This is a genomic window from Streptomyces sp. NPDC046203, from assembly GCF_040646255.1.
Lineage (GTDB): Bacteria > Actinomycetota > Actinomycetes > Streptomycetales > Streptomycetaceae > Streptomyces.
The window spans coordinates 15441-28315 of sequence record NZ_JBEYZX010000003.1 but is presented as its reverse complement, the minus strand read 5'-3'; the positions used below and the strand labels follow the sequence as shown (position 1 = coordinate 28315).

At 72.8% G+C, this 12875-nt stretch carries 14 protein-coding genes; 7 read left to right on the top strand and 7 right to left on the bottom strand.

What is annotated here, in order from left to right; translation table 11 throughout:
- Positions 1 to 30 precede the first annotated feature (30 nt).
- The 4 genes from ispG (at position 31) to ABZ990_RS03395 (ending at position 5556) form a co-directional block, all read left to right on the top strand.
- Positions 31 to 1188 carry a flavodoxin-dependent (E)-4-hydroxy-3-methylbut-2-enyl-diphosphate synthase gene (ispG, locus tag ABZ990_RS03410; RefSeq protein ID WP_361224550.1) on the top strand — a complete coding sequence of 386 codons (1158 nt, stop codon included), beginning with the start codon at positions 31 to 33 and terminating at the stop codon, positions 1186 to 1188.
- Between the two features lie 1039 nt (positions 1189 to 2227).
- Complete coding sequence (locus ABZ990_RS03405; RefSeq protein ID WP_361224547.1) at positions 2228 to 3073, top strand: GNAT family N-acetyltransferase; 846 nt, start codon at positions 2228 to 2230, stop codon at positions 3071 to 3073.
- Between the two features lie 155 nt (positions 3074 to 3228).
- Positions 3229 to 3786 (top strand): GNAT family N-acetyltransferase, encoded by a 558-nt coding sequence (locus ABZ990_RS03400; RefSeq protein ID WP_361224544.1) that lies wholly within the window; start codon positions 3229 to 3231, stop codon positions 3784 to 3786.
- Positions 3787 to 3855: 69 nt separating this feature from the next.
- Entirely contained in the window at positions 3856 to 5556 is a 1701-nt protein-coding gene (locus tag ABZ990_RS03395; protein WP_361224541.1) for a proline--tRNA ligase, read from the top strand.
- A gap of 171 nt (positions 5557 to 5727) precedes the next feature.
- Here the strand turns inward: ABZ990_RS03395 and ABZ990_RS03390 are convergent, their stop codons facing one another.
- From ABZ990_RS03390 to ABZ990_RS03360, 7 genes are all read right to left on the bottom strand, one after another.
- The gene (locus ABZ990_RS03390) at positions 5728 to 6084 is read right to left on the bottom strand and encodes a hypothetical protein (RefSeq protein ID WP_361224538.1); all 357 of its coding nucleotides are present in this window, start codon (positions 6082 to 6084) and stop codon (positions 5728 to 5730) included.
- Positions 6081 to 6734, bottom strand: coding sequence for a sigma-70 family RNA polymerase sigma factor (locus ABZ990_RS03385; protein ID WP_361224535.1), 654 nt, complete (start codon positions 6732 to 6734; stop codon positions 6081 to 6083). Before ABZ990_RS03385 ends, ABZ990_RS03390 begins: the two co-directional genes overlap by 4 nt.
- Positions 6735 to 6822: 88 nt before the next feature.
- Complete coding sequence (locus tag ABZ990_RS03380) at positions 6823 to 7227, bottom strand: hypothetical protein (RefSeq protein WP_361224532.1); 405 nt, start codon at positions 7225 to 7227, stop codon at positions 6823 to 6825.
- A 318-nt stretch (positions 7228 to 7545) separates the two neighbouring features.
- The gene (locus ABZ990_RS03375) at positions 7546 to 8487 is read right to left on the bottom strand and encodes a slipin family protein (RefSeq protein ID WP_361224529.1); all 942 of its coding nucleotides are present in this window, start codon (positions 8485 to 8487) and stop codon (positions 7546 to 7548) included.
- A gap of 54 nt (positions 8488 to 8541) precedes the next feature.
- Entirely contained in the window at positions 8542 to 9525 is a 984-nt protein-coding gene (locus ABZ990_RS03370; protein WP_361224526.1) for an aminoglycoside phosphotransferase family protein, read from the bottom strand.
- A gap of 147 nt (positions 9526 to 9672) precedes the next feature.
- On the bottom strand, positions 9673 to 10089 hold the full coding sequence (locus ABZ990_RS03365; RefSeq protein WP_361224523.1) for a ferritin-like domain-containing protein: 417 nt from the start codon (positions 10087 to 10089) through the stop codon (positions 9673 to 9675).
- Positions 10086 to 10676, bottom strand: a complete 591-nt coding sequence (locus ABZ990_RS03360) for a hypothetical protein (protein ID WP_361224520.1) — start codon at positions 10674 to 10676, stop codon at positions 10086 to 10088. The genes ABZ990_RS03365 and ABZ990_RS03360 overlap by 4 nt, the downstream gene beginning before the upstream one ends.
- Positions 10677 to 10900: 224 nt before the next feature.
- On the opposite strand from ABZ990_RS03360, the gene rimP reads away from it, so the two are divergent.
- From rimP to ABZ990_RS03345, 3 genes are all read left to right on the top strand, one after another.
- Complete coding sequence (gene rimP / locus ABZ990_RS03355; protein ID WP_361224517.1) at positions 10901 to 11398, top strand: ribosome maturation factor RimP; 498 nt, start codon at positions 10901 to 10903, stop codon at positions 11396 to 11398.
- Between the two features lie 2 nt (positions 11399 to 11400).
- A complete protein-coding gene (nusA, locus tag ABZ990_RS03350; protein ID WP_361224514.1) occupies positions 11401 to 12396 on the top strand; it encodes a transcription termination factor NusA in 996 nt (331 codons plus the stop codon).
- 96 nt (positions 12397 to 12492) lie between these two features.
- The gene (locus tag ABZ990_RS03345) at positions 12493 to 12774 is read left to right on the top strand and encodes a YlxR family protein (protein ID WP_361224511.1); all 282 of its coding nucleotides are present in this window, start codon (positions 12493 to 12495) and stop codon (positions 12772 to 12774) included.
- Positions 12775 to 12875: the final 101 nt, after the last annotated feature.

Genomic DNA, 12875 nt, shown 5'->3' with positions numbered 1-12875 from the left:
GATGAACCACACCTTGGGGTTGTACAGCTGATGACCGCGATCTCTCTCGGTATCCCGACCGTTCCGACCAAGCTCGCCGAGCGGCGCAAGAGCCGGCAGATCCAGGTCGGATCGGTGGCGGTCGGCGGCGACGCCCCGGTGTCCGTGCAGTCGATGACCACCACCCGCACCTCCGACATCGGCGCCACCCTCCAGCAGATCGCCGAGCTGACCGCCTCCGGCTGCCAGATCGTGCGCGTGGCCTGCCCCACCCAGGACGACGCCGACGCTCTCTCCACCATCGCGCGGAAGTCGCAGATCCCGGTCATCGCCGACATCCACTTCCAGCCCAAGTACGTGTTCGCCGCCATCGACGCCGGCTGCGCCGCCGTCCGCGTCAACCCCGGCAACATCAAGCAGTTCGACGACAAGGTCAAGGAGATCGCCAAGGCGGCGGGCGACGCGCGCGTCCCGATCCGCATCGGCGTGAACGCGGGCTCCCTCGACCGCCGCCTCCTCCAGAAGTACGGCAAGGCCACCCCGGAGGCCCTCGTCGAGTCGGCCCTCTGGGAGGCGTCCCTCTTCGAGGAGCACGGCTTCCGCGACATCAAGATCTCGGTCAAGCACAACGACCCGGTCGTCATGGTCAACGCCTACCGCCAGCTCGCCGCCCAGTGCGACTACCCGCTGCACCTCGGCGTCACCGAGGCCGGCCCCGCCTTCCAGGGCACCATCAAGTCCGCCGTCGCCTTCGGCGCGCTGCTGTCCGAGGGCATCGGCGACACCATCCGCGTCTCCCTCTCCGCGCCGCCGGTCGAGGAGATCAAGGTCGGCAACCAGATCCTGGAGTCCCTGAACCTCCGCCCGCGCCGCCTGGAGATCGTCTCCTGCCCGTCCTGCGGCCGCGCCCAGGTCGACGTCTACAAGCTCGCCGAAGAGGTCACCGCCGGCCTCGAAGGCATGGAGGTCCCGCTCCGCGTCGCCGTCATGGGCTGCGTCGTCAACGGCCCCGGCGAGGCCCGCGAGGCCGACCTGGGCGTCGCCTCCGGCAACGGCAAGGGCCAGATCTTCGTGAAGGGCGAGGTCATCAAGACCGTCCCCGAGTCCAAGATCGTCGAGACGCTGATCGAAGAGGCCATGAAGATCGCCGAGCAGATGGAGAAGGACGGCATCGCGAGCGGCGAGCCGTCGGTCTCGGTCGCGGGGTAATTCCCGGGGTTGCTGATTGTGGGGCCCGTCCGTGCCGAGGAGGCACGGGCGGGGCCCCTTTTTTGTGCCTCGGTTCTCCTCCGGGGTGCTGGAGTCGGACTCACAGCACCGATCGTGCTCGGCCCACTCGTTCCTCGCGGGCCTGCGCGCGTTCGGCACTGTTCCCCCGACGCACCCCTTCGGCTCACTCGGCCGTACGCAGCGACCCGCACAAAGACGTAACGGCAGGGGTGTGGCCCGCACTCACAGGGGCAAGGCCGGCCCGCACGCGCGCGAGGCGGCAGGGTGGGACCCGCACTTGTCGGCAACCCAGGGGCGGGGGTCCACCCCCTGGGGTACTCATGACTGTTCGCCCGCCCTTGTCGTTGCGAAGGCTTGCGGGGTGCCCTTTACGGGCGAGTGAGCCGAAGGGTGCCGCGGGTGTCGAAAGGGAGAGCGCGCACAGGCCCGCGAGGAACGAGTGGGCCGAGCACGGTCGACCGTCGACACACGCACCAGGCACCCGGAGGCGAAGGAGCCACAAAAAAGGCCAACGTTGCTCAATCACACATGCGCTCGCCCCTTGCCGCCTTACGCTCGTGCGGGCCGGGCCCCTGCCGTTTCGCTCCCGTGCGGGCTGCCCGCCAGCGGCCTCGCCCCCGTGCGGGCCCGCGCCTTGCCGCCTCACTTCCGTGCGGGCTGAGCCCTCACCGTCTCGCTTCCGTGCGGGCTGCCCACCTCTCGTCTCGTGCTCGTGCGGGCCGCACACCTGCCGTCCCGTACTCGTGTGGGCCGCGCACCAGCCGTCTCCCGCTCCTGCGGGCTCAGCCACTACCGTCTCGCTTACGTGCGGCCCCACCCCAGCGGCCTCGCCCCTGTGTGGGCCGGCCCCTCGCCGCCTCGCCCCTCCCACAGACCCAGCCCCCATCTCCCCGCCCCCAGGTGGGCCACCCCACCTCCGTCTCACCCCACCCCCCTCCGCCGCTCCTCCAGCCACAGGAATCGCCCGGCAAGCCCCGAGGTACAGTTCGAGCATCAACGGATGTAGGTGAGGGTCGGCGTGTTGACGCAAGCATCGACGCGGGTCCTTGAGCCCGCCGACCTCGGGGCGGCGCTCGCCGTTCTGCAGAGCGCGCCCGTCGAGAACGCCTTCGTCACCGCGCGGGTCCAGGCCGCCGGGCTCGACCCGTGGCGGCTGGGCGGGGAGATGTGGGGCTGGTACAGCGAGGGCCGGCTGCGGTCGCTGTGTTACGCGGGGGCCAACCTCGTTCCCATCTGTGCCACCCCCGAGGCCGTCCGTGCCTTCGCCGACCGGGCCCGCAGGGTCGGTCGGCGCTGTTCCTCGATCGTCGGTCCCGTCGAGCCGACCGCCCTGCTGTGGAGCCTGCTCGAACCCCACTGGGGCCCGGCCAGGGACGTTCGTGCCCAGCAGCCGCTGATGGCCGCGGAGAAGCCGTCGGCGGACGTCGACCCCGACCCGGGGGTGCGGCGGGTCCGCAGGGACGAGATGGATGTGATCATGCCCGCGTGCGTGGCCATGTTCACCGAGGAGGTCGGCGTCTCGCCGCTCGCCGGCGACGGCGGGCTGCTGTACCAGGCGCGGGTCGCCGAGCTGGTCGGTTCCGGGCGGGCCTTCGCGCGGATCGACGACGGCAAGGTCGTGTTCAAGGCGGAGATCGGTGCCGCCACCCGCCAGGCCTGCCAGATCCAGGGAGTCTGGGTGGCTCCCGAACATCGCGGCAAGGGCCTGTCGAAGACCGGCATGGCCGCCGTCCTGGGCTACGCGCTGGCCGAGGTCGCGCCCGTGGTCAGCCTGTACGTCAACGACTACAACACCCCCGCCCGGGCCGCGTACCGCAGCGTCGGCTTCCAGGAGGTCGGCGCGTTCATGAGCGTGCTGTTCTGACCCGGCGAAGCAATCCCGTCCCGGGCCCCGGCCCGGACCCCGTCCCAGAGCCAGGCCCCCCGCACCGGCCCCCACCCCGAACCTCGAACCCCGCCCCCACCCCGAACCCCATACCCCGGTCCCGTGGCCTCGCCCCTGCCTATAGGGTGCCGCGCATGGATGACACCGAGGTCGTGATCGCGCCGGTCGACCTGGCAGCCCGGGTCGACGAGGCCCTCGCCGTGCAGGCCCTCGCCTTCGGCCTCGACGACGCGGAGGTCGCCGTACGCCGTCATATCGTCGTACGCCACCTCCTCTGCCCCGGCGCCCGCGCGCTCGGCGCGACGACCCCCGATGGGCGGCTCGTCGGCTTCGTGTACGGGATGCCCAACGACCGCTCCCACTGGTGGTCCACGGTCGTCGAGCCGTATCTGCGCATCACCGGCAGCGAGGGCTGGCTGACCGACTCCTTCGTCATCACCGAGCTCCACGTCCACCCCGACCACCAGGGCCGGGGGGTCGGCCGCCGGCTCATCACCGGCATCACCGACGGGTCCGACCTGCCGCGTTCCATCCTCTCCGCCATCGACACCGAGAGTCCGGCCCGCGCGCTCTACCGTTCCCTCGGCTACGCCGACCTCGCCCGCAGGGTCCACTTCCCGAGCGCGCCGCGCCCGTACGCCGTGATGGGCGCCCCGCTGCCGCTGCGCCGGGGGAGCGCCGAGGGGAACTGATTTCTCCGAGCCGGGGGCGCCCGGCTAACCTCGGGGCCATCACCCTTTTCCGGCAGGAGTACGAGAACCATGGCCAACGCACCGGTCCAGCGCATGTCCCAGTTGATGGCGAAGACGCTGCGCGACGACCCGGCGGACGCCGAGGTCCTCAGCCACAAGCTGCTCGTCCGCGCCGGATACGTCCGCCGCACCGCCGCCGGCATCTGGAGCTGGCTGCCCCTCGGCAAGAAGGTCCTCTCCAACGTGGAGCGGATCGTCCGCGAGGAGATGGACGCCATCGGCGCCCAGGAAGTCTCGCTGCCCGCCCTGCTGCCCCGTGAGCCCTACGAGGCCACCGGCCGCTGGGAGGAGTACGGCGCCGAGCTGTTCCGCCTCCAGGACCGCAAGGGCGGCGACTACCTCCTCGGCCCCACCCACGAGGAGATCTTCACCCTCCTGGTCAAGGACCAGTGCACGTCCTACAAGGACCTGCCGGTGATTCTGTACCAGATCCAGACCAAGTTCCGCGACGAGGCCCGGCCCCGCGCGGGCATCCTGCGCGGTCGCGAGTTCCTGATGAAGGACTCGTACTCCTTCGACCTGGAGGACGAGGGCCTGGCCCAGTCGTACGCGCTGCACCGCCAGGCGTACCAGCGGATCTTCGAGCGCCTCGGCCTCGACTACCGCATCTGCGCCGCCACCGCCGGTGCCATGGGCGGTTCGAAGTCCGAGGAGTTCCTGGCCCCGGCCGAGGCCGGCGAGGACACCTTCGCCGACTGCCCGAACTGCGACTTCGCCGCGAACACCGAGGCGGTCTCCTACCCGCTCGCGTCCGTCGACGGCTCCGCCGTCCCGGCCGCCGAGGAGATCCCCACCCCCGACACCCCGACCATCGAGACGCTCGCCGCCTCCCTCGGGGTCCCGGCCTCCGCCACCCTGAAGAACCTGCTGGTGAAGGTCGACGGCGAGATCGTCGCCATCGGCGTCCCCGGCGACCGCGAGGTCGACATGGGCAAGGTCGAGGCGCACTTCGCCCCGGCCACGGTCGAGATGGTCACCGAGACCGACTTCGCCGAGCGCGCCGACCTGGTGCGCGGCTACGTCGGCCCGCAGGGCCTGGAGAAGGTCACCTACGTCGCCGACCCGCGCATCGCCCCCGGCACCGACTGGATCACCGGCGCCAACAAGGAGGGCACGCACGCGAAGAACGTCGTCGCGGGCCGTGACTTCGAGGTGGACGCGTACGTGGACGTCGTCGTCGTCCAGGACGGCGACCCCTGCCCCAAGTGCGGCACCGGCCTGAAGCTGGACCGCGCCATCGAGATCGGCCACATCTTCCAGCTGGGCCGCAAGTACGCCGACGCGCTCAAGCTCGACGTCCTCGGCCAGAACGGCAAGCCCGTCCGCGTCACCATGGGCTCGTACGGCGTCGGCGTCTCGCGTGCCGTCGCCGCGCTCGCCGAGCAGACCGCCGACGAGAAGGGCCTGTGCTGGTCCGCCGAGGTCGCCCCGGCCGACGTCCACGTCGTCGCCGCCGGCAAGGCGCTCCAGACCGAGCTGGCCCTGGAGGTCTCCGACAAGCTGGCCGCCGCCGGTCTGCGCGTCCTGGTCGACGACCGCGCCGGTGTCTCCCCGGGCGTCAAGTTCACCGACTCCGAGCTGATCGGCGTCCCGAAGATCCTCGTCGCCGGCCGCCGCGCGGGCGAGGGCGTCGTCGAGCTGAAGGACCGCCGTACGGGCGAGCGCGAGGAGCTGACGGTCGACGAGGCGATCGCCCGCCTCTCCGCCTGACCGAAGCCGAGCGGTAAGCGGTAGCCGGTAGCCAGTAGAGCCGGTAGCCGGTAGCCGGTAGAGCCGGTAGTACGCCGAAGGGGTGCGGGTTCCATCAAGGAACCCGCACCCCTTCGGCGTCCGCGCGGGCCCCCGGTGCCCGGCGCGGAAGCGGAGCCCGTTCGCCGGCGGTCACCTCCCGTGGGACGGGGCGGCCGGAGCCGGCGTGACGACCGGGCCGCGCGTCGGCACCGGGGGCTCGCCGGTGCCCGGCGTCCCCGCGGGCAGCACCGGCGCGGGAGCCGGCGGGGTGCCCGGCGACAGGGCCAGGACTCCCGCGGCCACCGCCGCGACGGCTGCCCCGAGCACGGTGAACGTGACCGCCACGCGCCGGATCCGGTGCGTCCCCCAGGAGCGCCCGCGCGGAGGCGCGTCGTGGCGCAGATCGCGGTACGTGACGAGGCCGGCTCGCGCGGCCAGGGCGGCCCGCAGCCGTTCCTCGGTCCCGGACCCGGACCCGGACCGGCGGTGTTCGGTGTCCGGCGTCATCGGACCGCCTCCAGCTTCTTCTCCAGGGCGTCCAGCGCGCGGCTTGCGGTGGACTTCACGGTGCCGCGCGAGAGCCCGAGCGTGTGCGCGATCTGCGCCTCGGTCAGCTCCGACCAGTAGCGCAGGACCAGCACCTCGCGCTGGCGCCGGGTCAGCTCCCCGAGCGCGTCGAGCACGTGCCGGTGCTCCTCGGCGAGCAGCAGCCCCTCGTCCACGGGCGCCCCGGCGCCCTGGTGGGGCGGGACGTAGGCGCGGGCGGTACGGCGTCGACGCAGGACGGACCGGGCCGCGTTGACCACGGCGGTGTGCAGGTACGCCCCCGGATCCGCGAGCCCGGCCAGCGAGGTGCCGTAGGCGCGGCACACGGCGGCGAAGGCGTCCTGGACGACGTCCTCGGCGGTGGGCAGGTCGTCCACCAGGAAGAGCGCGAGCCGCACCATGTCGAGCCGCCGCGCCCGGTACAGCTCCGTGAGTGTGGGCGTGGGCGCCGGGCCGCTTCCGTACGGTCCCGGCGGCGGATCGACCACCCGCGGCCGGCGTTCCCGGACGGGCGTGGCCCCGGCTCCGCTTCCGGCCCGGGACAGGCGGGCGAGCAGACGGGACCACCAGGGCGGCGCCCCTGCCGCGGCGGGGGGTAGGGCGTACTGCATGAGCCTCGATCCATCGGGAGAGCGTGGAACCGGGCGGCCCGGACCCGTGGAGGGTCCGGACCGCCCGTTCCGAGGTGCCGCGGGGGTACTACTTACCGACGCCGGCGGCCGGGGCCGGGGCCGGGGCCGGGGCGGGGGCGGGACGCGAGGGCCCGGCCACCGCGGCCGTGTCGCCGGCGGAGAGGACCTTCGGCGCGACACGGGCGGAGGGCGTGCCCGGGGCCGGGACGGGGCGGGGTGCCTTGGTGGACGGAACCGCAGCCGGAGCCGGCGCCCGAACCGGGGCGGGAACCGGGGCGGGGCGCGAGGCGGCGGCATCCGAAGCCGCGTCGGGAACGGTGACGACCTTCGGCGCGACCGGGGAGGCGGGTGCGCCGGAGTCGGCGACCGCTTGCACGGTGAAGCCGCCGCCGAGGAGCAGCGCGACACCCGTGAAGACGGTGCCCAAGACCCGGGGACGGGGACGACGGTTCCACTGGACAGGGCTGGACATGGGATTCTCCCGAAGAAGTAGGACGGACGGACACACGGTCCGGAAGCCGGGTTGAAGGGCGCCCTTCAACCCACCAGACGTGCGGCACACCCCGAGGTTGCGACCCCGTCCGAAAAACTCTCGGCGGACCGTCCCGCGCCGTGCGCGGCCCGAATGGCCCAGAACGCCACCGGGCCCTCGCCGCCCGGTACGGCGAACCCGCCGCCCGCTGTACGGCGGCCGCGCCGACCGCAGCCCTCGCACTCGAACGAGAGCCCGACCAGCGCACTCTCACAGGATCCAGTGGCTGCGACCGGAAAGGTTCACCGGCTCGCGACGCTAGCCGCGCTCCTCCACGTCGCGCGGGGCCGGCTCCACCGAGGAGCCCGTCAGGTCCTCGATGGCCTCCGCGGCGGCCGCGTGGCCCGCGAGATACGCCTCGGTCGGGAGGATCGGGGGCACCGGCGGCGGGCCCGGAGAGACGTGCGGGGCCGTGGCGGCTTTGCCGGGGGACGACGGCTCCGAGCCGCCGCGCTCCAGGAAGCGCAGCAGCTCCACCGGGATCGGCAGCACCAGCGTCGAGTTCTTCTCCGCCGCCACGGCCATCACGGTCTGCAACAGCCGCAGCTGGAGCGCGGACGGGGTGTCCTCCATCTGCCGCGCGGCCTCCGCCAGCTTCTTCGACGCCTGGAGTTCCGCGTCCGCGTTGATCAGCCGCGCCCGCCGCTCACGGTCGGCCTCCGCCTGCCGGGCCATCGACCGTTTCATCGTCTCCGGCAGCGATACGTCCTTGATCTCGACCCGGTCGATCTGCACGCCCCAGCCGATCGCGGGGGAGTCCAGCATCAGCTCCAGGCCCTGGTTGAGCTGCTCCCGGTTCGACAGCAGATCGTCCAGGTCGCTCTTGCCGATGATCGACCGCAGCGAGGTCTGCGCCATCTGCGAGACGGCGAACTTGTAGTCCTCCACGCGCACCAGCGCCTCGGCCGCGTCGACGACCTTGAAGTAGACCACCGCGTCCACCCGTACGGTCACGTTGTCGCGGGTGATGCCCTCCTGGGCCGGCACCGGCATCGTCACGATCTGCATGTTCACTTTGTGCATGCGGTCGACGCCCGGAAGGATCATCGTGATGCCGGGCTGGCGCACCTCGTCGACCAGCCGGCCGAAGCGGAACACCACGCCCCGCTCGTACTGCTTCACCACGCGCGCCGCCGCTCCCGCGTAGACCACGATCACGGCTCCGGCCGCGGCGGCCGCCGTCAACAGCTCCTGGATCATCACGGCCCCCTGGGGAAGGGTTACAGCAAGGGTATTCCCCTCAGGGCGCGGGATTCACAGCCAGCTCGCGAACTCCAGCAGCAACTCGGCGTCCGTCCGCCGTCCGGCCGTACGCGCGCGGGTCGCGGATTCCACCGCGCGGAACAGGGTCCAGCCGCGCAGCCGCTCCCGGTCCACCTCCAGCGAGTCGGCCAGCTTGTTCACCCGCCGGCGGGCCGCCGAGGCCCCGGCGGACGCGCCCACGAGGTCCTCCACCCGGTCGCGTACCAGCCGGGCGAGGTCGTAGGCGCGCTCGCCGACCAGCGGCTCGGGGCCGACCGCGAGCCAGGGGGAACGGTCACCGGCCAGGACCTTGCCCTGGCGGAAGGCGCCGTGCAGCAGAAACGTCTCACCGGAGCCGGAGCCGGAGCCGGCCTCCGCCTCCGCCTCCGAGCCCGCCCCAGCGTCCACCGCCGCACCCGCGTCCACCTCCGCGTCCGCACCCGCGTCGGCACCCTCCGCGACCAGCTCCGCGCGGGCGGCGAGGGCCGCCGTCACCAGTTCGCCCGCCTCCGCGTCCGCCCGATAGGAGGCCATGGACTCGGCCTGCCGCTCCGTGCGTACGGCGACCGTCTCGAAACCGTGCCCGGCGGGCGGTGTCACCCACAGCTTGCGGATCGTGTCGGCGGCCTCCAGGAGGGCCTTCGCCTCTGGCAGCGAGCGCAGCGACATCTCGGGGTGCAGCCGCTCCAGGAGCAGCCCGCCCTCCCCGGCCTCGCCGAGCAGCTTGACCGTGCCCCAGCCGTTCCAGTGCGCGAGCGCGTCCCGCTCCAGATCGGGCCGGGCGGCGGCGGGCGCCAGCTTCAGGGCCGCGCCGGGCACGAGGACGACCAGGCTGGAGCGTCCGCCGGGGGCCACGACCCGCTCGGCGGTCAGCCCGGCCTGTGCCAGGGCGTCCGGGACCAGCTCCGGGAGCCGGTCGAGCCATCCGGCCGCGGCGTCCTGCCCGTACGTCTCGCCGAGAGCACGCACCAGTCGCTGCGGCGGTTCGAAACCCATGGGTGCGTGCTTCCTTCGATGTCCGGGGCGGTGTCCAAGGCGGTGTCCGGGGCCGATGTCCAGGGGAGACCCCGGGAGCCACGGGAGGATCCGGCGAGCTGCGGGGAGCCCCGGGTGGCTCCGGGCGGGGCGCCGGAGACCGGGCCGTCAGGCCCGTTCGGCGAGCCCAGGAAAGGTTACGCCGCCACCGCGCCAGCGGGCGGCGCGGACCGCCGCCTCGCGCAGGGCCGCCGCCGCGTCGTGGCGCAGCGCGCCCTCGGCGGAGCGGACGAGATCGGCGTACACGCCCGCGACCCGGTCCTCCAGGACGGCGGCGAGCCGGACGGCCGAGGCCGGGTCCGGCACCGCGAACGGCAGCTCGTAGCCGGGCGCCGCGGCGACCGGCTCGCCGCCGAGGTCCCGTACGGTGCGGCGCAGCGCGTCGCGGCGGGCGCGGTGGGCGGTGTGGGCGGCGGTGGCCTCGGTGCGCCGGGCCTCGCCGAGGCGGCCGCCGACGACCCCGTACCCGTACAGGGCGGCGTGTTCGGCGGCGAGCGCGGCCTGGGCGGCGGCGAGGGCGGTCATCCGCGGTCCCCTTCGGTCTCGGTGGTGAGCAGGAAGGTCTGGGCGGCGCCCGCGGCGGCGACGGAGGCCAGCAGCCGGGCGTATTCGGGAGGCGCGGTGTCGAGTGCGGCCGTATGGGTGTCGGCGGTCGCCCGGACGGCGGCGGCCAGCTCCCGCAGCGCCGCGTCCGGATCGGCCGGCACGGCGGGCGCGCCGGTCGTGGCGGTGGCGGTGGCGGAGCCCGTTGGTGTCGGCGCGGGCGAGCCCGAGGAGCCCGGGGCAGTCGAGGAGTGCGGGGGCGGCGCCGGGGTGGTGGTGCCCTCGCCGAGCGCCGTCGCGTGCGCCGCGACCGCCGCGCGCAGCGGCGCGAGCCGGCCGGTGAGCGCGGGATGTGCGGCGAGTACCGCGTCGTACCGGGCGAGGAGGGCCCGGCCGGTCGCCGCCGAGCGGGTCCGCAGGGCCGCCTCCGCGCGCGCCGCGCGTTCGGCGGGGCCCGGCTTCCCCGGTTCCCGTCCGCCGTCGGAGGCGCAGCCGGCCAGGGTCGCCGCCGCGCCGGCTGTGCCCGCCGCTCCCGCGGCCAGGAGCACGCGTCTGTTCACCGTCGTCACGCCCACTTCCTCACCGGCCGCCACCGCGGCGTGCCCGGGCTCGCCCGGGGAAGGTCCCGCCCGCCGGATGGTCGGATTGTCTGTGTAGTCAGCCTGGATCGCCGCAGGCGAGCGTACCCGCGGGCGAGCGGCCCGGTGGACGGCAACACCCTCCGGAACCGGATACCCTTTGATCTGACACGCGACGAACCCACAACAGCACACGCGGCCGAGGAGTCACCCGGATGAGCACCACCCAGAACGAACGGCTGCGCGGTCTTCTGGAGCCGCTCGTGCACGCGAAGGATCTGGATCTCGAGGAGATCGAGGTGTCCCGGGCCGGCCGCCGCGGACTGCTGAGGGTCGTCGTCGACTCGGACGAGGGCGTCGAACTGGACGTCTGCGCGGAGCTGAGCCGCGACATCTCGGAGAAGCTCGACGAGACCGACGTGATGGGCGAGGGCGAGTACGTCCTCGAAGTCAGCTCCCCGGGCGCGGACCGCCCGCTCACCGAGCACCGCCACTACGTACGCGCCACCGGCCGCCTGGTCAAGCTGCGGCTGAAGGAGGGCGGCGACCTGGTCACCCGCATCCTCGCCGTGGACGACGACGGCCTCGACACCGAGGTGCCGGGCGTCAAGGGCCGCAAGGCGACCGCCCGCCGGGTGGAGTTCGCGGACATCGACAAGGCGCGTGTCGAGATCGAGTTCAACCGCAAGGACAAGAAGGAAGAGGAGGCGTAGCCGTGGACATCGACGTGAAGCTCCTGAAGGGCTTGGCACAGGAGAAGGACATCTCCTTCGAGATGCTGGTCGAGGCGATCGAGTCGGCCCTCCTCATCGCCTACCACCACACCCCCTCCGCCCGCCGCCACGCGCGCGTGGAGGTGAACCGGGCGACCGGTCACGTGACGGTGTGGGCGAAGGAAGACCCCGCCGACCTGGAAGAGGGCCAGCAGCCCAAGGAGTTCGCGGACACCCCGTCGGACTTCGGCCGGATCGCGGCGAGCACCGCCCGCCAGGTCATCCAGCAGCGGCTGCGGGACGCCGAGAACGACGTCACCTTCGGCGAGTACGCCCGCCGTGAGGGCGACATCGTCGCGGGCCAGGTGCAGCAGGGCAAGGACCCGAAGAACGTCCTGGTCAAGCTGGACGACAAGCTCGAGGCCATCCTGCCGGTGCAGGAGCAGGTGCCGGGCGAGGAGTACACGCACGGTCTGCGGATTCGTACGTACGTCGTACGGGTGGCCAAGGGTGTGCGCGGTCCGTCCGTCACCCTGTCCCGTACGCACCCCAATCTGGTGAAGAAGCTCTTCGCTCTCGAGGTGCCGGAGATCGCCGACGGCTCGGTCGAGATCGCGGCGATCGCCCGCGAGGCCGGCCACCGCACCAAGATCGCGGTCCGTTCGACCCGTTCCGGTCTGAACGCCAAGGGCGCCTGCATCGGCCCCATGGGCGGCCGGGTCCGCAACGTGATGGCCGAGCTGCTCGGCGAGAAGATCGACATCGTCGACTGGTCGGACGACCCGGCCGAGATGGTGGCGAACGCGCTCTCCCCGGCCCGGGTGTCGAAGGTCGAGATCGTCGACCTGGCCGCCCGTTCGGCCCGGGTGACCGTGCCCGACTACCAGCTGTCGCTGGCGATCGGCAAGGAGGGGCAGAACGCCCGCCTGGCCGCCCGTCTGACCGGCTGGCGGATCGACATCCGTCCGGACACGGAGCCGTCCGGCGACGAGCGCTGAAGCGTCTCCGCCACTCGGCGGAGATCGTTTTTAGCCAACGACTGTTCGATTTTTGCCCCGAACGGGTGAGGTCGGAACGGGGAGGTAGACTTAAGCGTGTCTGGCCGGACGCATGCCCGCGCGTGCCCTGAGCGAACCTGTGTGGGATGCCGGGAGCGAGCGGCCAAGAGCGACCTGCTGCGGATCGTGATGAATAAGGACGAGTGCGTCCCCGATCATCGCGGTACGCTGCCCGGCCGGGGTGCCTACGTGCACCCCGCCTTGCACTGTCTCGACCTGGCGGTCCGCCGCCGGGCGTTCCCGAGGGCCTTCAAGGTCCAGGGGCCGCTCGACACGGAGGCGCTGCGCCTCCAAGTCGAGCGGACGGCGCCGCGGTGAAGAACCGCGGTGAAAGCAGAACGGCACGGAATCCCGTGCGGTCAGGTACCTCGCGAGTCGGAAGTAGGTCGAGATTGCGATGAGCACTCGATGAGTACGCG

Excerpts from the sequence above, each read along its gene's own strand:
- ABZ990_RS03400 (WP_361224544.1), top strand. The coding sequence starts at position 3,229 with ATGGATGACACCGAGGTCGTGATCGCGCCGGTCGACCTGGCAGCCCGG.
- ABZ990_RS03390 (WP_361224538.1), bottom strand. The coding sequence starts at position 6,084 with ATGACGCCGGACACCGAACACCGCCGGTCCGGGTCCGGGTCCGGGACC.
- ABZ990_RS03370 (WP_361224526.1), bottom strand. The coding sequence starts at position 9,525 with ATGGGTTTCGAACCGCCGCAGCGACTGGTGCGTGCTCTCGGCGAGACG.
- ABZ990_RS03375 (WP_361224529.1), bottom strand. The coding sequence starts at position 8,487 with ATGATCCAGGAGCTGTTGACGGCGGCCGCCGCGGCCGGAGCCGTGATC.
- ABZ990_RS03380 (WP_361224532.1), bottom strand. The coding sequence starts at position 7,227 with ATGTCCAGCCCTGTCCAGTGGAACCGTCGTCCCCGTCCCCGGGTCTTG.
- ispG (WP_361224550.1), top strand. The coding sequence starts at position 31 with ATGACCGCGATCTCTCTCGGTATCCCGACCGTTCCGACCAAGCTCGCC.
- ABZ990_RS03385 (WP_361224535.1), bottom strand. The coding sequence starts at position 6,734 with ATGCAGTACGCCCTACCCCCCGCCGCGGCAGGGGCGCCGCCCTGGTGG.
- ABZ990_RS03395 (WP_361224541.1), top strand. The coding sequence starts at position 3,856 with ATGGCCAACGCACCGGTCCAGCGCATGTCCCAGTTGATGGCGAAGACG.
- rimP (WP_361224517.1), top strand. The coding sequence starts at position 10,901 with ATGAGCACCACCCAGAACGAACGGCTGCGCGGTCTTCTGGAGCCGCTC.
- ABZ990_RS03365 (WP_361224523.1), bottom strand. The coding sequence starts at position 10,089 with ATGACCGCCCTCGCCGCCGCCCAGGCCGCGCTCGCCGCCGAACACGCC.